Below are 20416 nucleotides of genomic sequence, written 5' to 3'. Positions count from 1 at the left end.
TCAGCGCACCTTCAACGTGGCCAGGCCGATCAGCACGAGCACGACGGAGATGATCCAGAAGCGCACGATCACGCGCGGCTCGGGCCAGCCCTTCAGTTCGAAATGGTGGTGGATCGGCGCCATGCGGAACACGCGCTTGCCGGTCAGCTTGAACGAGGCCACCTGGATCATCACCGACAGTGTTTCGATGACGAATACGCCGCCCATGATCACCAGCACCAGTTCCTGGCGGGTGATCACCGCGATCGTGCCCAGCACCGCGCCCAGCGCCAGCGCGCCGATGTCGCCCATGAAGACCATGGCCGGATAGGTGTTGAACCACAGGAAGCCGAGGCCCGCACCGGCGATGGCCGCACAGATGATGACCAGCTCGCCGGCGCCCGGAATCTGCGGAATCTGCAGGTAGTTGGCGAATACCACGTTGCCCGAGGCATACGCGAACACGCCCAGCGCGCAGGCCACCAGCACGGTGGGCATGATGGCCAGGCCGTCCAGGCCGTCGGTCAGGTTCACCGCGTTGGAGAAGCCGACGATCCAGAAGTAGGCGATGGCCACGAAGCCGATGCCGGCCAGCGGCAACGCCACCGACTTGAACATCGGGATGTAGAAGGTCAGCGCCGCCGGCACGTCGGCCGTGTAGAACAGGAACAGGCCAGCAGCCAGGCCGAAGATCGACTGCAGCAGGTATTTCCAGCGCGACTTCAGGCCGTTCGGGTCGCGGCGGACGATCTTGATCCAGTCGTCATACCAGCCGATGGCGCCGAAGCACAGCATCACCGCCAGCACCAGCCACACGTAGCGGTTGCGCAGGTCGGCCCACATCAGCACCGACAGGGTGATGGTGAGCAGGATCAGCGAACCGCCCATGGTCGGCGTACCGGCCTTGGAGAAATGGGTCTGCGGACCGTCCTTGCGGATCGGCTGGCCGCCCTTGAACTGGGCAAGCTTGCGGATCATCGCCGGGCCAAGCCACAGCGACAGGAACAGGGCCGTCAGCGCGGCAAGGATGGCGCGGAACGTCTGGTAGTTGAACAGCCCGAACAGGCTCTCCAACTGCTGCAACCATCGAGCCAGTTCATACAACATGCGGGGATTCCTCTCCTTGCGCCAGCAGCGCTTTGACGATCAGGTCCATGGCACTGCCACGGGAACCCTTGACCAGGCAGCGCACACCAGCGTGCAACTCGTCCTGCAGCGCCTGCGACAGCGCACCATGGGTAGCGAAATGGCGTCCGCCTTCACCGAAGGCGGCCGCAGCGGCGGCACTGAGCGGACCCAGTGCATACAGCCGCTTCAGGCCGGCGGCGCGTGCACGGATGCCGGCCTGCGCATGCAGCGCCTCGCCGTCCGGACCCAGCTCGCGCATGTCGCCCAGCACCAGCCAGCCCTCTTCCGGCGCGGCGGCCAGGGCGTCGATGGCCGCAGCTAGCGAACCGGGGTTGGCGTTGTAGCTATCGTCCACCAGCACCGCGCCATTGCGCAGCTGATGGGCAATCTGGCGGCCCGGCACCGGCTGCGCTTCGGCCAGGCCGGTCGCGATCAGCGCCAGGTCGACACCGGCGGCCAGCGCCAGGCTGGCGGCGGCCAGCGCATTGCTGACGTTGTGGCGACCGGGCAGGCCGAGCACCACGCGGGCTTCGCCGCTCGGTGCGACCAGGGTGAACTGGCTGCCCTGCGCGCCGGCGCGGATGTCGCGCGCGGTCACCTCGGCGGTATGTTCCAGGCCGTAGCGCAGCACGCGGCAACGCGGCGGGGTGCCGACGAAATGCTGTTCGAACCAGCGGCCGTAGGCATCGTCCACATTGATCACCGCCACGCCATCGGCCGGCAGCGCGGCATAGATCGCGCCCTTGGTCACCGCCACGCCGAGCAGGCTGCCCATGCGTTCCAGGTGCGCCGGGGCAATGTTGTTGACCAGCGCATAGCGCGGGCGGGCGATGTCGGTCAGGTAGGCGATATCGCCCGGCTTGCCGGCGCCCATCTCGTAGACGGCGTAGTCGGCATCTTCCGGCGCATCGATCACCGCCAGCGGCAGGCCGATCTCGTTGTTGCGGTTGCCCGGGTTGGCGTAGACCACCTTGTGGGCGTGCTGTGCCACCTGCTGCAGGATCGACAGCAGCAGGCTCTTCACGCTGGTCTTGCCGTTGCTGCCGGTGATCGCGAACACCTCGGTGCCGCGGTCGCGCTGCATGCCGGTGGCGATCTTCGCCAGTGCCAGTTCGCTGTCGGCCACCAGCACCTGTGGCAGTTCGATCGGCAGCAGGCGCTCGACCAGCACCGCACTGGCACCGCGCGCCTGCGCGTCAGTCGCGAAGTCATGGCCGTCGAAACGCTCGCCGCGCAGCGCCACATACAGGCTGCCCGGGCCGAGGCTGCGGGTGTCATTGCTGACCGCATCGATGGCCACGTCGTCGCCGTGGATCTCGCCGCCGGCCCAGTGTGCGATCAGCGAAAGCAGGGTGCGCTTCATGCGGTGCCCTCCCCGGCCTGCGCCTCTAGTACACCGGCCTTGGCCGCCAGTGCAGCGGCGGCCACTTCGGTGTCGTCGAAATCATGGCGCACGCCATTCACTTCCTGGTGCGGCTCGTGGCCCTTGCCAGCGATCAGGATGATGTCACCGGCACCGGCACGCTTCACCGCCAGGCCGATCGCACGCGCGCGGCTGCGCTGCACCGTCACGGCGGAGGCATCGGTGAAGCCGGCCAGGATGTCGGCCACGATCACGTCGCCATCCTCGCCACGCGGGTTGTCGTCGGTGACGATGACCTGGTTGGCCAGACGCTCGGCAATGGCCGCCATCTGCGGGCGCTTGCCGGTATCACGCTCGCCGCCGCAGCCGAACACGCAGAACAGCGTGCCCTGCAGGTGGCCATGCAGGCTGTCCAGCGCCTGTTCCAGCGCGTCCGGGGTGTGTGCGTAGTCGACCACCACGGTCGGCAGGCCGTCTTCGCCGCCCAGGCGGTTCATGCGGCCACGGATCGGCTGCAGCGCCGACAGTACTTCGGCGATGCGCGGCAGCGGCTGGCCCTGCGCATGCAGGGTACCGGCCACCGCCAGCAGGTTGTCCACGTTGAAGCGGCCCAGCAGCGGCGACTGCACCGCCGCGCGCTGGCCGTCGATGACCAGTTCGAAGGCAATGCCACGGCCATCCAGCTGCAGCGCCTCGGCGCGCACGCTGGCGTCGGTGGCACCGCGCGAGCTCAGGCCGATCGGTTGTACGCCCGCCGGCAGGCCGGCGAACAGCTGGCGGCCGAACGCGTCGTCCAGATTGATCACCGCGGCCTTCAGGCCCGGACGGTGGAACAGCCGCGCCTTGGCCGCGCCGTAGCTGGCCATGTCGCCGTGGTAGTCCAGATGGTCGCGGGTGAGATTGGTGAACACCGCCACGTCGTAGTGCACGGCATCCACGCGACCCTGGTCCAGCGCATGCGAGCTGACTTCCATCGCCACCGCGCGCGCACCGGCGTCGCGCAGCTGCGCCAGCAGCGCATGCATCTGCAGCACCAGCGGCGTGGTGAAGCCGGTCGGCTCGACCGCGCCATAAAGTCCGGCACCCAGCGTGCCGATACTGCCACTGGGCGTACCGAGCAGGTGCCAGGCCTGGGCCAGCAGCTGCACGGTGGAGGTCTTGCCGTTGGTGCCGGTGACACCGACCATCGCCATCGCCCGCGACGGCGCGCCATGGAACTGGTCGGCCATCGCACCCATGCGTGCGCGCAGGCCCGGCACGGCGATCGCATCGGCCGGTGCCGGCAGTTCGGCAGGCGCCGGCGGTTCAAACAGGATGGCGCTGGCACCGGCGGCGCGGGCCTGCTCGACAAAGCCCAGGCCATGCGCGCCGAAACCGGCGATGGCGACGAAGGCATTGCCGGGACGCACGGCGCGGCTGTCCAGCACCAGGCCGGTCAGAACGGGGTCGTGCCCTGCAAGGGCAACATCCGGAAGCAACTGCGAAAGCAACATCGAAGGACTCATTGCGTGCCTCCCGTAGTGGGCGGCGTCTGGGCGTGCGCGCTCGGCAGCGCAGCATCGAATTCAGCGGCGGCATCCACTGGCAGCGCGGTCTCGGCCGGCGGCGCAGGCAGGATCGAGGCCGAGTGGCCAACCTTGCCGGACTGCTGTGCGGCCAGCCACGACTGCAGGTCGTCCAGTGGCACGTCCATCAGGCGCAGGGTGCCTTCCATCACGTTGTGGTAGACCGGCGCCGACACCAGGCCGCCGTAGAACTTGCCGGCCTGCGGATCGTTGATGACGATGACGGTGGCGAAGCGCGGGTTGGTGGCCGGTACCACGCCAGCGAACAGCGCGTTGTAATGGCCACGCTCGTAACCACCCGGGCCGGCCTTGCGCGCAGTACCGGTCTTGCCGGCCACGCGATAGCCCAGCACCGCCGCCTGCTTGGCGCCGCCCTGGGTGACCACGGTTTCCATCATCGCCACCACCTGCCTGGCGACGTTTTCGTCGATGATCTGCTGGCCTTCATTGCGCTGGCCCTTGACGAAGGTCGGCGCGATCAGACGACCGCCGTTGGCCAGTGCCGAATAGGCGGTAGCGATCTGCAGCGGCGTCACGTTCAGGCCGTAGCCGTAGGACATCGTGGTCTTGGTGGTACCCGACCAGCGCGCCGGGCGCAGCACCACGCCGCCGGATTCACCGGGGAAACCGCTGTGCGGTACCGAGCCATAACCAAAGCGGCGCACGCCGTCGTAGAACACCTGGTCCGGCATCTTCGCCGCGACCTTGGCCGCACCCACGTTCGAACTGCGGGTGATCACGCCAGTCACGTTCAGCACGCCGTTGTTGCGCGGCACGTCACGGATGGTGAAGCGGCCCAGGGTCATGTAACCCGGATTGGTATCGATGATGGTGTCCTTGGTCACCGCACCGGCCTGCAGCGCGGTAGCGATGGTCAACGGCTTCATCGTCGAACCCGGCTCGACCAGATCGGTCACCGCACGGTTGCGGCGCGCATCGGGCAGCGCGCCGGTCAGCGAATTCGGGTTGTAGGTCGGCAGGTTGACCATGGCCAGGATCTCGCCGGTGGTCACGTCCATGATCACCATCGAACCGCCCGCTGCCTTGTTGGCCACCAGCGCGTTGCGCAGTTCCTTGAACGCCAGGTACTGGATGCGGCGGTCGATGCTGAGGGTCAGGTCCTTGCCCGGCTCGGCGGCGCGCAGCAGATCGCTCTCGACGGTCTCGCCCTTGCGGTTGCGGATCACCCGCTTCGCACCAGCCTTGCCGCGCAACCATTCGTCGAACGCCAGCTCCAGGCCTTCCTGGCCGCGGTCGTCGATGTTGGTGAAGCCCAGCACGTGCGCCATCGCCTCACCCTGCGGGTAAAAGCGGCGGAACTCGCGCTGCGCGGCCACGCCCGGAATCTTCAGCGCGACCACCTTCTCTGCCTCGTCCGGATTGATCCGGCGACGCAGGTACATGAATTCCTTGTCCGACTTCTGCGACAAGCGGCTGCTCAGCTCATCCACCGACATGCCGACCGCCTGGGCCAGCTCCGGAATGCGCTCGGGCGAACGCAGCAGGTCCTGCGGATTGACCCAGATCGAGGCGACCGGGGTGGACACCGCCAGCGGCTCGCCGTTGCGGTCGGTGATCATGCCGCGCGAGGTCTTGATCGGCAGCTCGCGCAGGTAACGGGCCTCGCCCTGGCGCTGGTAGAAGTCGCTGTTGATGATCTGCACGTAGGCGGCACGACCGACCAGCGACACCGAGCACAGGCCGAGCGCCAGCGCTACCCAGCGCAGGCGCTGGCGCAGGTTGAAGGCGTTGCGCGGGCGGTTGCGGCCGGTCTTGCTCATGGCCGCACCACCACGATGTCGGCGGCCTCGGGGAACTTCATGCCGAGCTTCTCGCGGGCGATGCGATCGACACGGTTGGCTTCGGCCAGCGTGGCCTGCTCCAGCTGCAGGCGGCCGAATTCCAGATTGATGTCATCGCGCTTGCGCTCGGCGCGCGACAACTCGATGAACGTCTGCCGGTGACGGTGACGCACGAACACGACGCCGATCGCCGAGGCCACGGTGGACGCCAGCAGGATGATCAGCAGCAGCCGGCTCATGCGTCGGCCTCCCGCTTCTGGGCCACGCGCAGCACGGCGCTGCGGGCGCGCGGGTTGGCGGCCAGCTCTTCGTCGGTGGCCTTGATGGCACCGCCGATCAGGTCCAGCGTCGGCACGAACGCGACCGCCTCGGGCAGGCGGCGGTTGGCCGGCGGCGCCTTGGCCAGGCGGTTCATGTACTGCTTGACGATGCGGTCTTCCAGCGAATGGAAGCTGATCACCGCCAGGCGGCCACCGGGCTTGAGCCGCTCCACGGCCGCATCGAGCCCGGCTTCCAGATCGGCCAGCTCGCGGTTGATGTGGATGCGGATGGCCTGGAAGCTGCGCGTGGCCGGGTGGATCTTGTCTTTCCCACGCGGCATCACCGAGGCGATCAGCTCGGCCAGTTCGGCGGTGCGGGAGAAGGGCTGCTTCTCACGACGGGCCACGATGGCACGGGCGATGCGGCGGCTCTGGCGTTCTTCGCCATAGGTCCACAGCACGTCGGCAATTTCGCGCTCTTCCACGCGGTTGATCCACTGCGCGGCGCTTTCACCGCTGTCCGGGTCCATGCGCATGTCCAGCGGGCCGTCCTTGCCGAAGCTGAAGCCACGTTCGGCCACGTCCAGCTGCGGCGACGACACGCCCAGGTCGAACAGCACGCCGTCCAGGCCTTCGGCCGTCGCATCCCACTGCAGCAGCTGGGCGAAGCTGCCACGGAAGATGGACACGCGCGGGTCCGGCGCGAAATCGCGCTCGGCAACGGCGATGGCTTCCGGATCCTTGTCCATGACCAGCAGGCGCCCCTCGGGACCGAGCTGGGTGAGCACGCCACGTGCATGACCGCCACGACCGAACGTGCCATCCAGATAACGTCCGTTTTCGATCACCCTCAGGCCTTCAAGGACCTGGGTGTACAGGACCGGCAGGTGCACCGCCGGCGACTGCGACACCGGGAGGTGACCGGTCTGCGCTTCTGGGCGCATCCGGGCACCCCGGCTCACAACTTCAGGTCGAGCAACCCATCACCCAGATCCTCGTCAGACAACGTCTGCTGGATCAGGGCCCGATGCGCCTGCTCGCTCCACAATTCGAACTTGTCGCCCATACCGAGCAATACCGCCTTCTTCTCAATGCCCACCGCACCGCGGTGGCTGGCGGGGATGCTGATGCGACCGTTGCCGTCCAGTTCCAGATGGGCGGCCGAGCCGACCAGCTTCTGCTGCAACAGGCGCACGACGCGCTGGGTGTTGGGCTTGGACATGACGTCGTCGCGGACCCGCTCCCATTCCGACTCTGCATACAGCCACAGGCAGCCGGCTTCGAACGGGTTGTAGGTCAGCACGAGACGGTTGTTGCTGGCGCGCGCGACGAGGTCGCGGTAAGCGGTGGGAACCGCCATGCGCCCTTTATCGTCAACTGTGATGGCCGTCTCGCCCTGGAACACGACGCGTGCACCTATCCTTCGCCCGGTGAAACATTGAACCACGAAAACCCACAAAACACCCGGATTTCCCTCTGATGCCCACCTTAGCAGCGGCCGAAGGGTTGTCAACAACTTTTCAGCGGGGAAATCGCCAGCCGCATCAATGGCTTGCAACAACCTTTAGAGAATTGTTCAAGGCTTATCCACAAGTTGCTGATCCGTCTCAATTTTTGAGATTGAACGGAAGTTCAGGGCTGTGGACAAGGCGTGAAACATCGCCCGCGCATTCATCCGGAACCGGCCGGAAACGCCGCCGGACTGCGCAAACGATGCACAATGAGGCCATGTGCCTGCTCGCTCTTGGCTGGATGCACCACCCGCGCTGGCGGCTGGTGATGACCGGCAACCGTGATGAGTTCCACGCCCGCCCGACTGCGGCGCTGGCCCCCTGGCAGGATGAGACCTCCGTCATCGGAGGGCGCGACCTGCGCTCCGGCGGTGGCTGGGCCGGCGTCGGCGCCGGCGGCCGCATGGCCGTGGTCACCAATGTCCGTGATCCGCTGGCCGCACAGACCGGGCCGTCCCGGGGTGCACTGGTAGCCGACTTCCTGCGCGGCCGCGACCCCGCCGCCGTGCATATCGACCGGCTGGCCACCGTGGCGGGCGCGTATGCGCCCTTCAACCTGCTGCTGGCCGATGGCGACAGCCTCGAGTACCTGGGCAACCACCCCGCCGAGCGCCAGAGCCTGGGCCCGGGTGTGCATGGCATGTCCAACGGCGCGCTGGACGCGCCCTGGCCGAAGACCCGACGGCTGATGGATGCGCTGTCGGCGTGGCTGCAGGCCGGCGATGAGGACCTGACCCCACTCTGGGCCGCGCTGGCCGACGAACATCGCCCCGCCGACAGCGACCTGCCCGACACCGGCATCGGCCTGGAACGCGAGCGCTGGCTGAGCCCGGCCTTCATCCGCGGCGACGATTACGGCACCCGCGCCAGCACCGTGCTGCTGATCGACGCCGATGGCCACGGCGAGATCCACGAGCGCCGCTTTGGCCCGCAGGGCGCAGCCAACGGACAGAGCCACGTCATTTTCTGACCCGGTCATGCTGGCCGCTGGCCGGAATCTCTTTCCAGCAGGGTAGTGCCGGCCGCTGGCCGGCAACCTCCGGATCTTCGGGCAGGCCACGCAGCTGCCGGCCAGCGGCCGGCACTACCCGCTCCAGGACTGCCAACGGCGTCATTCAGCTTCCCGGCGCAGCGCCTTCTCGCCCGTACCACAGGGCCTGCGCCACCGCGGCCATCCCACTGTGCCCTTTTTGCGTCTGCCACTGTGTCTATAAATGCCGCCCGCAACCTCTCAAGGTGGTCGTGCCCGGCACCAGGCCGCGCGATCCACATCCACATGGAGGCCCCATGCGCCGCACCCTCATCCTGCTCGCCACCCACCTGCTCACCCTCGGCCTCGGCTTCGGCCTGGGCGTGTACTTCCTCCCGATCCTGATCGCTCCTGATGATCCGCCGGTGGCACAGGTGCAGGCTGCCATGAGCGACGCCACTCATCACACCACGTTCCGCCGTGACCTCAAGGGCAGCGACGCGGTGCACTGGGCCGACGGCAAGGTCAGCGTCAGCCCGCGCCAGGTCGCGTTCGACGGCAAGATGGGCCCGGGGCCGGACTACAAGGTCTACCTCGTGCGCGACTTCGTCGACAACAAGGCCGATTTCCTGAAGATCAAGGCACAGGCCCAGCGCATCGGCGAGGTGAAGACCTTCAACCGTTTCCTGGTGGAGGTGCCTGCGAACGTGGACGTGGACGACTACACCACCGTGGTGGTGTGGTGTGAACGGTTCGAGCAGTTCATCTCCGCCGGGCAGTACCGTACGCCGGGTTGAAGACCGCGCGACGTCGAGGTAGTGACGGCCGCTGGCCGGTATTCTGTCCGCCGCTGCTGGCAGCGTGAAGCTGCCGGCCAGCGGCCGGCACTACCGATGCGCGGTTCACCCATATGGAAGCACGCATGTAGAAGAAAGAGGCGGAGCCGGCCGATAAGCCGGGTTCTGTCGTGGACAGTCATTCCTCTAGGCGTTACGTCACCGCAACGCTCAAGCAACCTACCCGGATCCAACGCGGGCCGCGCCAAAGGATCCCTATTTGGTCTTGCTCCAGGTGGGGTTTGCCGTGCCGGTCTGTTGCCAGACTCGCGGTGCGCTCTTACCGCACCATTTCACCCTTACCGGCCTTCCGAAGAAGACGTAGGCGGTATCTTTCTGTTGCACTTTCCGTCGGCTTGCGCCGCCCAGGCGTTACCTGGCACCTTGCCCTTTGGAGCCCGGACTTTCCTCGGCACCCCCGAAGGGATGACGCGACTGTCTGGCCGGCTCCGCCAGCGCACATTCTAGCCTACGCGCGCCCTTCCTGCCGTGCTGATAGCGGCATCCGGTTCATCCATCCACGCATGACGTGGATCTACCGACTCCGCTGCTCTGGTGGGTGCGGATTCCGCTTTGGTGGGTGCGGACCTTGGTCCGCACGATCCATCAACTGCCGTACAACGCCTTGCGCGGTGCACCGGTCAACTCTGCCGCCAGCTTCGCCGCGGTCGACGGCGGCAGATGCTCGCTCAGCTTGGCGTAGACGCGGCGGCCATGCGCCAGCTGCGCTTCTTCATCGTCGCCAGCGCCCTGCACCATCACCACGAACTCGCCCTTGCGCTGGTTTTCGTCAGCTTCCACCTTCGCCAGCAGTCCGGCCAGATCGCCATCGAGCACGGTCTCGAACAGCTTGGTCAGCTCACGCGCCAGCACCGCAGGGCGTTCGCCGCCGAAGATCGCCGCCATGTCCGCCAGCGACTCGGCGATGCGATGCGAGGATTCGTAGAACACCATCGTGCGTACTTCACCGGCCAGCGCCTGCAGGCGGTCGCGGCGGCCGCTGGCCTTGGCCGGCAGGAAACCCTCGAAGCTGAAGCGGTCACTGGGCAGGCCGGCCACGCTCAGCGCGGCGATGGCGGCACAGGCGCCGGGAATCGGGCTGACCTTGATGCCCGCCGCACGCGCGGCACGCACCAGGCGGAAGCCGGGATCGCTGACCAGCGGGGTACCGGCATCGCTCACCAGCGCCAGCGACTCACCGGCCTGCAGGCGCGAGACCAGGCGCTGCGACAGCGCTTCCTCATTGTGCTCGTGCAGGGCCACCAGCGGTTGCTGGATGCCGAAATGGGACAGCAGCTGGCCGCTGCGGCGGGTGTCTTCGGCACAGATGGCCGCCACCGAGCGCAGCACCTCCTGCGCGCGCGGGCTCAGATCGGCCAGGTTGCCGATCGGGGTGGCGACGACGTACAGGGTTGGCACACTCATTTCAGCGGTACTCACGGGGCAAGGGTAGAATCGTAGCGTGTACCCGGCCAAGGCCGCTGCCCTCATCGCATGGACCCGATCATGAACAAGCCCGCCGCACGGATCTCCGCCCTGTCGCTGTCGTTGATGCTGCTGGCCGGCTGCGCCACCACCAGCCTGACCAGCGCGCCCGAATCGCCGGCCCAGAGCCAGGCGCTGGCGCTGATCGACCAGGGCAAGCCGCGCGACGCCGCACTGCAGCTGGAAGGCCTGGCTGCCACCCTGCGCGGCGGAGCCCGCGCCAATGCCCTGGCCGATGCGGCCTGGGCCTGGCACCTGGCCGGCGACAGCGCCCGCGCGCGCAGCCTGCTGGGCCAGCTCACCGCCCGCCAGCTGACCGGCGCCAGCCTGCAGCGCTACCAGTTGACCAGTGCCGAGCTGGCGCTGGCCGACAAGCAGCCGGGGCAGGCCCTGGCCCTGCTGAAGGACCACGGCGACAACGTTCTGCCGGCACTGCGGACGCGCTGGTATCTGGCCCGCGCCACTGCGCTGCAGGGCACCGGCGATGCCTTCGGCGCTGCCACCGAACGCGCCCGCGCCCATGCCAGCCTGACCGGCAGTGCGCGCAGCGAGAACCAGGCCGCCATCGCCGGCCTGCTCGGTACCCTCGACGACGCCACCCTGCGCAGCCGTGCCGCCGCCCTGCCGGCCAACGACCCGCTGTACAACTTCGCCGGCCGCGCACTGATCGCACGCGGCCTGCCGCTGCCGCGACCGTTCGACCGCGATGGCGCCGCCCAGTTCGACACCAGCAAGCGCCCGCCGGCGATGAGCGACGGTTACCGCCCGCCGGCCAAGCTGGCTGTGCTGCTGCCGCTCAGCGGCCGCCTGGCCACCGCCGCGCAGCCGGTGCGCGATGGCCTGCTGGCCGCGTACTACGGCGAGACCCGCCGCCGCCCGGACATCAACTTCATCGACACCGCGGGTACCCCGGCCGGTGCCCTCGCCGCCTATGACAAGGCCGTGGCCTCCGGTGCCGACTTCGTGGTCGGCCCGCTGGGCCGCGACGAAGTGGACGCGGTGTACGGCCGTAAGCAGCTGCAGGTGCCGGTGCTGGCGCTGAACCGTGGCAAGGATGGGCCGCCGGCCGGCAGCGCCGGTTTCTCGCTGGCACCGGAAGATGACGGCATCGTCGCCGCTGAATACCTGCGTGGTCGCGAGCGCGGCAAGGCGCTGGTGATCAACAGCGCCGACGATACCGGCCGCCGTGCCGCCGCCGCCTTCGCCCAGCGCTTCGCCCAGCGTGGCGGCCAGGTGGTGGCCACCATCGGCGTCAGCGATGCAGTCGGCGATGTCGGTGCGCAGGTGCGCAATGCCGGCCAGGTCGATGCCGTATTCCTCGCCGTGCGTGCGCCGCAGGCGCGCCTGCTGGCGCCGCAGCTGGCGCTGGCCGGTGCCGGCGGCGCCACCCGCGTCGGCACCTCGCAGCTGACCATCGGCAGCGGCAAGGTGGAAGAAGACGTGGCGCTGGACGGCATCGTCTACCCGAATGAGGCCTGGAACGTGCGCAGCGTGTCGGGCCTGCCGTCGGCCAGCCAGGTCGCCAGCACCCTGCCCAGCGCACGCGGTGCAGCCGGCCGCCTGTTCGCGTTCGGCGCCGATGCCTGGAAGATCACCGCCTATCTGGACAAGCTGTCCAACGAAGGCGGCCTGGACGGTGCCACCGGCACCCTGTTCCTGGACAGCAACGGCAACATCCTGCGCCAGCCGGCATGGTCCACCTTCAATGGCGGCCGGCCGATGCCGATCGTCGGTGGTCGCTGAGCGCAGCCAACGTGGCTCGGCGGTGGAAGCCGCCGCCGAGCAGCATCTGCAACAGGCGGGACTGCAGCCGCGTGCGCGCAACGTGCGCTATCGCGGCGGTGAACTGGACCTTGTGATGGACGATGCCGGCACCGTGGTGTTCGTGGAAGTGCGCTATCGCGCGCGATCGGATTTCGGTGGCGGTGCCGCTTCGGTGGATGTGCGCAAGTGCCGACGCCTGGCGCACGCCGCGCAGCTGTACCTGCAGGACAACCCGGCGCTGGCCAATGCACCCTGCCGTTTTGATGTGGTCGACGCCACCGGCGAGCCGCCGCAGCTGCGGTGGCTGCGTGATGCGTTCCGGCTGGATGATTGCTGATGGGTACCGTCCGCTCTGGTAGAGGCCGACCTTGGTCGGCGCTTCTGTGCCAACCAAGGTTGGCACCTGCCAGAGCGCAGCCAGGCCGGCACGACCACGGTGTGTGACTGATGCCTTCGATCATCACCCATGCTGCTGTGCCGCTGGCGCTGTGGTGCGCCGCTGATCGCGGCCGCATCCCGCCGCGCCTGCTGGCGGCCGGCGTGATTGCAGCGATGCTGCCCGATGCCGATGTACTGGCCTTCGCGCTGCACATTCCCTACGCCGATGCGTTCGGCCATCGCGGCGCCAGCCATTCGCTGCTGTTTGCCGGCGTGCTGGCGGCATTCGCCGCGGTGCTGGCGTTCTTTGGTAACCGCCGATCTTGGTCGGCACCACACAGCTCCGGTAGTCGCCAACCTTGGTCGGCGGCTTCGTGCCAACCAAGGTTGGCACCTACCAAGGCAGGGCCAACGGTGGCATCGACCGTACAAGCCGCTGTATTCGTCTTCGTCTGCGCTGCCAGCCACCCGCTGCTGGATGCGATGACCTCCGGCGGCCTCGGCGTGGCCCTCGCCTGGCCCTGGAGCGAACAACGCTTCTTCGCGCCGTGGCGACCGATCCGCGTTTCACCGTTCGCCCCACAGTTCTTCAGCGCGCGCGGCCTGGCCACCCTGCTGTCGGAACTGCGCTGGGTGTGGCTGCCACTGGCTGGCGCCGTTGTTGCCTGGAAACTGATCCAACCCGCTCCTGCTGCCCCACGAGATCCGTCATGAGTCCTGCCCTGCCTGCTGCCCTGGTTGCCGAACTGTCCGCCCTGCTGGGCGCGGAGGGCTGGCGCATGGATGACAGCGCGCTGGAGGCCAACGCGCAGGACAACTCGTGGCGTCATCAACGCCCCGCCGCCGTCGCGCAGCCTGCCAGCATCGAACAGGTGCAGGCACTGGTGCGCGCATGCCGGGCCCATCACGTAGCGCTGGTCGCACGTGGCGCCGGCACTGGCACCACCGGCGCGGCCGTGCCGCTGCCCGGCAGCATCGTGCTGTCGTTCACCCGCATGGACCGCATCGTCGAGATCCGCGCCGGCGATCGCTGCGCGGTGGTGCAACCGGGCGTACTCAATGGCGCCCTGCAGCAGGCACTGGCCCCGCATGGCCTGTTCTGGGCGCCGGATCCTTCCAGCGCCGAGATCTGCAGCGTCGGTGGCAACCTGGCCTGCAATGCGGGCGGCCCGCGCGCGGTGAAGTACGGCACCAGCCGCGACAACGTGCTGGGCCTGGTGGCAGTGACCGGCACCGGCGATGTGATCCGCTGCGGCGGCGCCTACACCAAGGACGCCACTGGCTACGACCTCACCCATCTGCTGGTGGGCAGCGAAGGCACGCTGGCATTGATCGTGGAAGCCACGCTGAAACTGACCCCGCTGCCGGTCAGCCAAGCCGGGCTGCGCGTGCTGTACCGCGATGCCGATGCCGCCGCAGCCGCGGTATCGCGATTGATGTCGCAGCCGGTAGTACCCACCCGCCTGGAGTTCATGGACGCACGTAGCCTCGAGCTGCTGCGGCTGAACGGTGCCGACGTGCCGGAGGCCGGTGCAATGCTGCTGGTGGAAGCCGATGGTGACCACGACACCCTGCCTTATCTGCTGCAGGCCCTGGCCAGCGCCGCTGAAGGCGACGGCATGATCGAACTGGACGTGGCGATGGAAGGCCGTGCACGCGACCAGCTGTGGGCCGCGCGCAAGGCACTGTCGCCGGCACTGCGCACCGTCGCGCCCGGCAAGATCAATGAAGACGTGGTGGTGCCGGTGTCGCGTATTCCAGAGCTGGTGGCTGGCGTGCAGGCATTGGCACGCGACTACACGCTGACCATCGTCACCTTCGGTCATGCCGGCAACGGCAACCTGCACGTCAACATCCTCTATCACCCGGACGATGCCGAAGAGAACGCGCGCGCGCATGCCGCACTGCCGAAGATCTTCGAGCTGACCTTGGCACTGGGTGGCACGCTGTCCGGCGAACACGGCATCGGCCTGGCCAAGCGCGATTTCATGGCGCAGGCCTTCACCCCGGCTACCTTGGCGACGATGCGTGCGATCAAGGCCGCGCTGGACCCGGATGGCATTCTCAACCCGGGCAAGGTGTTGCCGCCGGCATAGACCGCGCGCACTCCTGTAGAGCCGAGCCATGCTCGGCTCACCGCGCGCAGCGCGGACTTCCCGCCTGCGGAACGAAGAGCAGCCGAGCGTGGGCTCGGCTCTACAAAGGCTTGTCGTTCGCAATACCGATCAGGGTCTGCCTGAAGCCGGGCAACAGCACGCGGTTGCCATGTCCGCTCAGATGATCGTTGTCGAAGAACAGCGGTTCCCCCCCTTCCACCGCCGAACAGGTCTGCGGCCCGCACAACAGTGGCAACGGATCCCACACCGTCAGCGATGGATAGCGCGCTGCCAGTTCGGACAGCAACGCCATCTGCGGCGCTCGCAGCCTGTCCTGGTCGGCGCGCGGCATGCTCAGGCCACCGGCGCAGGCCGGATTGCGGCGGTTGAACCAGTCCGAACAACGGTACGCCCCGGCCTTGAACAACGGCAGCGGTGCATCCAAAACCACATGCACGCCCAGCTTCTGCAGACGTCCAAGAACACGATCAGCCTCATCACGCGCGGCCTGCGCATTGGTCGGGGTGCGCTCGGCAAGCAGTTGACGATAGATCTGCTGTGCATCCTGTCGCTGCCAGTCGAATCCGCGCAGCTCCGGCATGCGCAATGCCGCAAGCAGCACGATGTCACCAGGACGTGCCTCGCTCTCGATGGTCGACAGCGCGTCCTCAATGAAGTCCTGGCAGTCGGCCGGGCTGGCCCGCAGCAGGTTGACGAAGCTGCAACCGCCGCGATCCTGCTGGCGCACCTCCATGCCGGTCTGGCGCGCGACCATGCTGGTCATGGTGCGATACGCCGCTGCATGCGAGTCGCCCACCACGAACAGGCGCCGCCCTTCAAGCGCTGGCGCACTCACCGGCTCCAGCGGGCGCCACGCCGGGTAGCGGCGCGCCTGCCATGCGTAGCCATCGCGGGTCACGCTCAGCGAGACCTGCTCGTGGTACTCCACCGTGGCCCAGGCGCCTGCGCCGCATAGCGCGACCACTGGCAGCGCCATCCCCAGCACCTTGGCCGGTGCCAGGCTCAGCAGTGATGCCGCATTCCGCAGTGGACGCTCGATGAAGTGATACGACACGGCGGAGACCGCCAGCAACAACACCGGATACAGCCACAGCGCGACGCCATGCAGGCCATACGTCCAGCGCAGCAGCACCAGCAGTGGCCAATGCCACAGGTACAGCGAATAGGACAACCGGCCCAGGTAGGCCAGCGGTGCGCAGCCCAGCGCGCGCTCAATGCGCGATGTACCTGGTGCCGACACGCTCGCCAACAGCATCAACGTACCGGCCGTGGTGGCCAGCACGCCCGGCACCGGCATCGCCAGCTGCGGTGCGATCACCACGCCTGCACCCAGCAGCACCAGACCGGCCACTGCAACCGCATCACCGCTCCGGCCCGGCGTACGCGTGCGCATCCACTGGTAGAGCAGCGCGCCCGCAGCCAGCTCCCAGAACCGCGCCGGCAGCAGGTAGAACGCTGCCGCCGGCGCCGTCTGCGCCTGCCAGCCTGCCCACGCCAGCGACAGCAGGGTGAGCACCGGCAACAGCCAACGCGACCACGGCCAGCGCTCACGCCCGCGCAGCCACACGAAGAACAGCAGCGGGAAGACCAGATAGAACTGCTCCTCTACGCCCAGCGTCCACGTGTGCAGGAACGGATTGAGTTCCGCACCGGGCGAGAAATAGTCGTCCTGCTGCCCGGCCAGCACGATGTTGCTGAAGCCGACCAGCGCAGCCCAGCCGGCTTGGTCGAACTGCTCGTTGCGCCACGCGCGGGGAATGAACAGCGCCGACAGCACGAAGGTGGCCATCAACATCACCAGCAGCGCCGGCAACAGGCGCAGCACGCGGCGCCGGTAGAAGTCGAGCAGCATCGCGCCCAGCGACGCATGGGTGCGCGAGGCCAACGACTGGCTGATCACGAAGCCGGACACCACGAAGAACAGGTCCACACCGGTGAAGCCACCGGGCAGCCACTTCGCATTGGTGTGGAAGACCACGACGGCCAGCACCGCCAATGCACGCAGGCCATCGATGGTGGCGTTGTGGGAACGCTCGGGAGGGGACATGCAGGCAACCGGCAGAAGACAGGGCGGCAGCATCGCCACCGTTTGCGCAGTCATTCAATGGATAATCGCGACAGACATGGACATCGTTCAGGTCCGGTCCCGGAGCGACGCGATTGTAGAGCCGAGCCATGCTCGGCTGCTCTTCGTTCAGATCGCGATGAGCCGAGCGTAGGCTCGGCTCTACGGCAGCAGCCAGGGGGCAGAGCCCATTGCCATGGCAATCGGATCCGACCCCGCTGCACGTCCGCTTACCAGGCCATGCGCAGGCCCAGCTGGCCGCCCACATTGCGGTAGCCGTAATCACCGCGCTGCACGCTCACGCCCCCCCACGCGCCCCAGCGCTGGCCCAGCTTCAACTCGGCACCGGCCTGCACCTCATAACGGTTGCGCGGCACGTCTGCGCCCAGCGTGTCACCGTTGAACTGCAACGTGCTGGTGCCGCTGCCACGCAGCCAGTTCACGCCCAGGTACGGCTGCACCGTGTTGCCGGCTGCAGTGTCATGGCCAAACACGCGCACGCCCAGACGCCCGCTCAGGCCGCCAGCATCGGCATGGTCGATCACCGTGCCATTGCTCTCCACGTGGCGATCGGCGCGGAAATCGACATAGCTCAGCTGCAGTTGCGGCTGCACATACAGTGCGCTGGCGGTGCCCTGCCACACGTTGAAGGTGTAGCCGGTCTCCAGCGACGCACTGGCCATGCGCGAATCGTAGTGCTCCGGCTCCAGGCCAATGCCCTGCACCCGGTTATCGAAACGGCCGTACTGCAGGTTCGCATCCATGTACGCACCCTGCGTACCGTCAGCCGCCTGCATCCAGGTGCCGTACACACCTACCGCGCTGCCACGCACCCGACCCTTGGCGCTGTAGCCGGTCAGATCGGACACTGCGCTGCTGTCGGCACGCCCCGTGCCCATCATCACGCCGAACGCTGCATTGCCCCGGCGAACCAGGTCAGTGCCAATCTGCAGCACCGAGGTGTTGCCATCAATCGACAGCTGGCCACCGACCGCGCTGAAGTCCGCCTGCTGCCGGCCCACGCGCGCCCATGCGGCACGGCCTTCATCCAGCGAAACGGCACCGATGCGGTCATTCAGACGATGGGAAAACATGTTGATGGCTGCCGACTGGTTGGCCAGGTACGCCCCGGCTTCGGGACGCAGCACCGGCACCGGGTCCACCGGATCCACGGGGTCCACCGGATCGATGGGGTCAACCGGATCAACCGGGTCCACCACACAGCCCGGCGCGGCCGGATTGTCCTTGCAGATATCGAACCATTGCGAACGCAGATACCAGTTGCCATCGGTGGGATCTATCACGCCCCCCTTGAACAGGAAGTACTCATAGGAGCCGCCCACGGCGCGGCCGGCCAGCGCATAGGTTGCCAGCGATGCACCATCCACTTCGATCAGCTGGATGCCATCGGTGGTCTGAGCGCCAACGCCGCCAATGTTCTTCACCGCAATGCTTGCATCGCCCGAAGTATCGCCACGCACATGCAGGCGATCAAAGGCGCTGTCGTCACCGCCCAAGGCGCCCTGGAACAGGAACGTCGCGCCCTCGCTGTGCAGATCACCGTCTACGGTGAGCGTGTTGAATCGGCCACTGCCGTCGGACAGCGCCACACCACTGTTCAGTACGCTCAGTTCGCCTACCGTGGCATCACCGGTCAGTGTCCACTGGCTTCCGCTTTCAATTGCCATCGTCTGCACCAGGTTGGACGTGCCCTGCCACAGCGACCCGTCTGCCAGGCGCACGTGCACATCGGACTGCGGCACCAGACCGGCATCCTCGTCCTCGGGCGTGATGACGATGTCGCCGACCATCTGCGAATGCCCCTGCAACACCACGTCGAAACGCCCCGCCACCGCCGCATCCAGTGCGATGGCAATGCCATTGCCACCCGATACGTAGGCGTTGTTGGACAGCGTCAAACCGGAGTCACGGCTGCTGCGAACCCACACACCACCGTGCTGCACGCTTTCCAGCGCACTGCCGTCGATGCCCAGGCTGCCGTTGTCATTGATCACCGCAGCCCAGGCGCCCTCGCCCTCGGTGCGAATGTGCGAACCGGTCAACGTCATCCCGCCGCTGCCCCCGGTCAGCACACCATGGGCCTGCTGGCCTTCGGTACGGATGATGTTGTCGTCCAGATGGATGCTGCCGCCCTGGCGCGCAACCGCACCAATGGCACCCGCGCCCGTGGTGTGAATCTGGGCCGCACGCGCAGTGATGATCGGGCCGGCGCCGATGCCAGTGAAATCGGCATACAGGCCATGGCTGCTCTCACCGGACGTGGTCACAGTCACGCGGTCCAGATCCACCGTACCGGTTCGGGCATCAATGCCCACCGCACGGTCCCCCTCGCTGATGACGGAACTGCGGGCCATTGCCAGCGTCGAATCGGAGAACATCTTGACGGTTGCGGTCCCGTTGCCGGTGCTGTGGAAGCTGGAGTCCGCCACAGTGACTGCATTGCTGCGACCATTGATGTCCAACGCGATGCCGCTGGCGTTCACCGCGCTTCCTGAAAGATCAAGCTGGTTGTTATCACCCAGCCAGATGCCCGACTCGCCTTCAATCGAAACGCCGGTCAGGGTCATGTTCGCCCCGGTGGCCGACACCGCGCGGCTACCCAGCCCCATCGCCGAGATCGAGCCACCGGTCATGCTGATGTCACCGCCGCCGGCGAGGCCGACCGACGACACGCCTTCCATGCGGATGTTCACATCCTGCAGCGTGGCCTGGCTGCCGGTATGCGCCACAACGCCCATGCCGGTGCCCTTGTTGATGACGTCGGTCGCCGTCAGATGCAGTTCACCGCCCGTCGTTGCCAGCGCGGTGGTGGCACCAAAACCGCTGGTGACCAAAGTCGAACCATTCAGTTCGATACGACTGCCAGCACCTTCGGCGCGGGCGGCGGATGCGCCATCGCCATCGGCACTCACGTTGACCGCACCCAGCGGAACGATGCTGCCGCCGTTGAGCGCATGGAAGGCGTGGTTGCCCACGCCGGTGGCGCTGTAATCCCCCGCTGCCGGGGTCTGTGCGTCACCGTCTGCGATGACCTGCTGTGCGTGTGCACGAACAGGTATGCCAACGGCGAGTGCCGCCGTCAAGGCGAGGGCCAGCGCCGAGTATTGGATCTGATGGGATCGCATGTTGAGGCCTCCTTTTGTCGAGACCGGCATAGTGCATGTCGCGTTCA

The 20416-nt window shown here is 67.4% G+C and carries 16 protein-coding genes and 1 other RNA gene; 6 read left to right on the top strand and 11 right to left on the bottom strand.

Annotation, left to right across the window (positions count from 1 at the left end; all coding sequences use genetic code 11):
• From mraY to mraZ, 7 genes are read right to left on the bottom strand one after another with little or no spacing between them, the layout of a single operon-like run.
• On the bottom strand, positions 1–1086 hold the full coding sequence (gene mraY / locus AC5P99_RS13130) for a phospho-N-acetylmuramoyl-pentapeptide-transferase (protein ID WP_004154219.1): 1086 nt from the start codon (positions 1084–1086) through the stop codon (positions 1–3).
• Positions 1076–2470, bottom strand: a complete 1395-nt coding sequence (locus AC5P99_RS13125; RefSeq protein ID WP_123958220.1) for a UDP-N-acetylmuramoyl-tripeptide--D-alanyl-D-alanine ligase — start codon at positions 2468–2470, stop codon at positions 1076–1078. Before AC5P99_RS13125 ends, mraY begins: the two co-directional genes overlap by 11 nt.
• Complete coding sequence (locus AC5P99_RS13120; protein WP_495213228.1) at positions 2467–3975, bottom strand: UDP-N-acetylmuramoyl-L-alanyl-D-glutamate--2,6-diaminopimelate ligase; 1509 nt, start codon at positions 3973–3975, stop codon at positions 2467–2469. Before AC5P99_RS13120 ends, AC5P99_RS13125 begins: the two co-directional genes overlap by 4 nt.
• Entirely contained in the window at positions 3972–5816 is a 1845-nt protein-coding gene (locus AC5P99_RS13115; protein ID WP_049451412.1) for a peptidoglycan D,D-transpeptidase FtsI family protein, read from the bottom strand. The genes AC5P99_RS13120 and AC5P99_RS13115 overlap by 4 nt, the downstream gene beginning before the upstream one ends.
• Positions 5813–6076 (bottom strand): cell division protein FtsL, encoded by a 264-nt coding sequence (gene ftsL / locus AC5P99_RS13110; RefSeq protein ID WP_005412242.1) that lies wholly within the window; start codon positions 6074–6076, stop codon positions 5813–5815. The genes AC5P99_RS13115 and ftsL overlap by 4 nt, the downstream gene beginning before the upstream one ends.
• Positions 6073–7041, bottom strand: a complete 969-nt coding sequence (gene rsmH / locus AC5P99_RS13105) for a 16S rRNA (cytosine(1402)-N(4))-methyltransferase RsmH (protein WP_012479154.1) — start codon at positions 7039–7041, stop codon at positions 6073–6075. Before rsmH ends, ftsL begins: the two co-directional genes overlap by 4 nt.
• A 14-nt stretch (positions 7042–7055) precedes the next feature.
• A complete protein-coding gene (mraZ, locus tag AC5P99_RS13100) occupies positions 7056–7502 on the bottom strand; it encodes a division/cell wall cluster transcriptional repressor MraZ (RefSeq protein ID WP_004143635.1) in 447 nt (148 codons plus the stop codon).
• A gap of 323 nt (positions 7503–7825) precedes the next feature.
• Between mraZ and AC5P99_RS13095 the strand changes: the two genes are divergently transcribed.
• Entirely contained in the window at positions 7826–8578 is a 753-nt protein-coding gene (locus AC5P99_RS13095; RefSeq protein WP_099605851.1) for an NRDE family protein, read from the top strand.
• A 317-nt stretch (positions 8579–8895) separates the two neighbouring features.
• Positions 8896–9375, top strand: coding sequence for a DM13 domain-containing protein (locus tag AC5P99_RS13090; protein WP_495213227.1), 480 nt, complete (start codon positions 8896–8898; stop codon positions 9373–9375).
• 138 nt (positions 9376–9513) lie between these two features.
• On the opposite strand, the gene rnpB is transcribed toward AC5P99_RS13090, so the two are convergent.
• Both rnpB and rsmI read right to left on the bottom strand, forming a co-directional pair.
• Positions 9514–9865: RNase P RNA component class A (gene rnpB / locus AC5P99_RS13085), an RNA gene on the bottom strand.
• A 155-nt stretch (positions 9866–10020) separates the two neighbouring features.
• Complete coding sequence (gene rsmI, locus AC5P99_RS13080) at positions 10021–10839, bottom strand: 16S rRNA (cytidine(1402)-2'-O)-methyltransferase (protein WP_005408070.1); 819 nt, start codon at positions 10837–10839, stop codon at positions 10021–10023.
• An 81-nt stretch (positions 10840–10920) separates the two neighbouring features.
• Here rsmI and AC5P99_RS13075 point away from each other — a divergent pair, with 81 nt between their 5' ends.
• The 4 genes from AC5P99_RS13075 to AC5P99_RS13060 all read left to right on the top strand — a co-directional run bounded on the left by AC5P99_RS13075 (position 10921) and on the right by AC5P99_RS13060 (position 15137).
• Complete coding sequence (locus tag AC5P99_RS13075) at positions 10921–12642, top strand: penicillin-binding protein activator (RefSeq protein ID WP_049451409.1); 1722 nt, start codon at positions 10921–10923, stop codon at positions 12640–12642.
• Complete coding sequence (locus AC5P99_RS13070) at positions 12632–13000, top strand: YraN family protein (protein ID WP_024957270.1); 369 nt, start codon at positions 12632–12634, stop codon at positions 12998–13000. The genes AC5P99_RS13075 and AC5P99_RS13070 overlap by 11 nt, the downstream gene beginning before the upstream one ends.
• A gap of 110 nt (positions 13001–13110) precedes the next feature.
• Positions 13111–13755, top strand: coding sequence for a metal-dependent hydrolase (locus AC5P99_RS13065; protein WP_049451408.1), 645 nt, complete (start codon positions 13111–13113; stop codon positions 13753–13755).
• The gene (locus AC5P99_RS13060) at positions 13752–15137 is read left to right on the top strand and encodes an FAD-binding oxidoreductase (RefSeq protein WP_049451407.1); all 1386 of its coding nucleotides are present in this window, start codon (positions 13752–13754) and stop codon (positions 15135–15137) included. The genes AC5P99_RS13065 and AC5P99_RS13060 overlap by 4 nt, the downstream gene beginning before the upstream one ends.
• A 100-nt stretch (positions 15138–15237) precedes the next feature.
• Here AC5P99_RS13060 and AC5P99_RS13055 read toward each other — a convergent pair whose 3' ends face one another.
• Positions 15238–17259 (bottom strand): acyltransferase family protein, encoded by a 2022-nt coding sequence (locus tag AC5P99_RS13055; protein WP_322534333.1) that lies wholly within the window; start codon positions 17257–17259, stop codon positions 15238–15240.
• 194 nt (positions 17260–17453) lie between these two features.
• A complete protein-coding gene (locus AC5P99_RS13050) occupies positions 17454–20369 on the bottom strand; it encodes an autotransporter family protein (protein ID WP_108270239.1) in 2916 nt (971 codons plus the stop codon).
• Between the last annotated feature and the right edge of the window lie 47 nt (positions 20370–20416).

This window comes from Stenotrophomonas sp. YJH_SMC_80 (genome assembly GCF_059372495.1).
Note: the sequence above shows the minus strand (reverse complement) of the source record. Positions and strands in the feature narration are given on the sequence as shown.

What these genes read in the sequence shown, in the direction of transcription:
- mraY (WP_004154219.1), bottom strand. Translation starts at nt 1,086, where the DNA reads ATGTTGTATGAACTGGCTCGATGGTTGCAGCAGTTGGAGAGCCTGTTC.
- AC5P99_RS13125 (WP_123958220.1), bottom strand. Translation starts at nt 2,470, where the DNA reads ATGAAGCGCACCCTGCTTTCGCTGATCGCACACTGGGCCGGCGGCGAG.
- AC5P99_RS13120 (WP_495213228.1), bottom strand. Translation starts at nt 3,975, where the DNA reads ATGAGTCCTTCGATGTTGCTTTCGCAGTTGCTTCCGGATGTTGCCCTT.
- AC5P99_RS13115 (WP_049451412.1), bottom strand. Translation starts at nt 5,816, where the DNA reads ATGAGCAAGACCGGCCGCAACCGCCCGCGCAACGCCTTCAACCTGCGC.
- ftsL (WP_005412242.1), bottom strand. Translation starts at nt 6,076, where the DNA reads ATGAGCCGGCTGCTGCTGATCATCCTGCTGGCGTCCACCGTGGCCTCG.
- rsmH (WP_012479154.1), bottom strand. Translation starts at nt 7,041, where the DNA reads ATGCGCCCAGAAGCGCAGACCGGTCACCTCCCGGTGTCGCAGTCGCCG.
- AC5P99_RS13095 (WP_099605851.1), top strand. Translation starts at nt 7,826, where the DNA reads ATGTGCCTGCTCGCTCTTGGCTGGATGCACCACCCGCGCTGGCGGCTG.
- AC5P99_RS13090 (WP_495213227.1), top strand. Translation starts at nt 8,896, where the DNA reads ATGCGCCGCACCCTCATCCTGCTCGCCACCCACCTGCTCACCCTCGGC.
- rsmI (WP_005408070.1), bottom strand. Translation starts at nt 10,839, where the DNA reads ATGAGTGTGCCAACCCTGTACGTCGTCGCCACCCCGATCGGCAACCTG.
- AC5P99_RS13075 (WP_049451409.1), top strand. Translation starts at nt 10,921, where the DNA reads ATGAACAAGCCCGCCGCACGGATCTCCGCCCTGTCGCTGTCGTTGATG.
- AC5P99_RS13065 (WP_049451408.1), top strand. Translation starts at nt 13,111, where the DNA reads ATGCCTTCGATCATCACCCATGCTGCTGTGCCGCTGGCGCTGTGGTGC.
- AC5P99_RS13060 (WP_049451407.1), top strand. Translation starts at nt 13,752, where the DNA reads ATGAGTCCTGCCCTGCCTGCTGCCCTGGTTGCCGAACTGTCCGCCCTG.
- AC5P99_RS13055 (WP_322534333.1), bottom strand. Translation starts at nt 17,259, where the DNA reads ATGACTGCGCAAACGGTGGCGATGCTGCCGCCCTGTCTTCTGCCGGTT.
- AC5P99_RS13050 (WP_108270239.1), bottom strand. Translation starts at nt 20,369, where the DNA reads ATGCGATCCCATCAGATCCAATACTCGGCGCTGGCCCTCGCCTTGACG.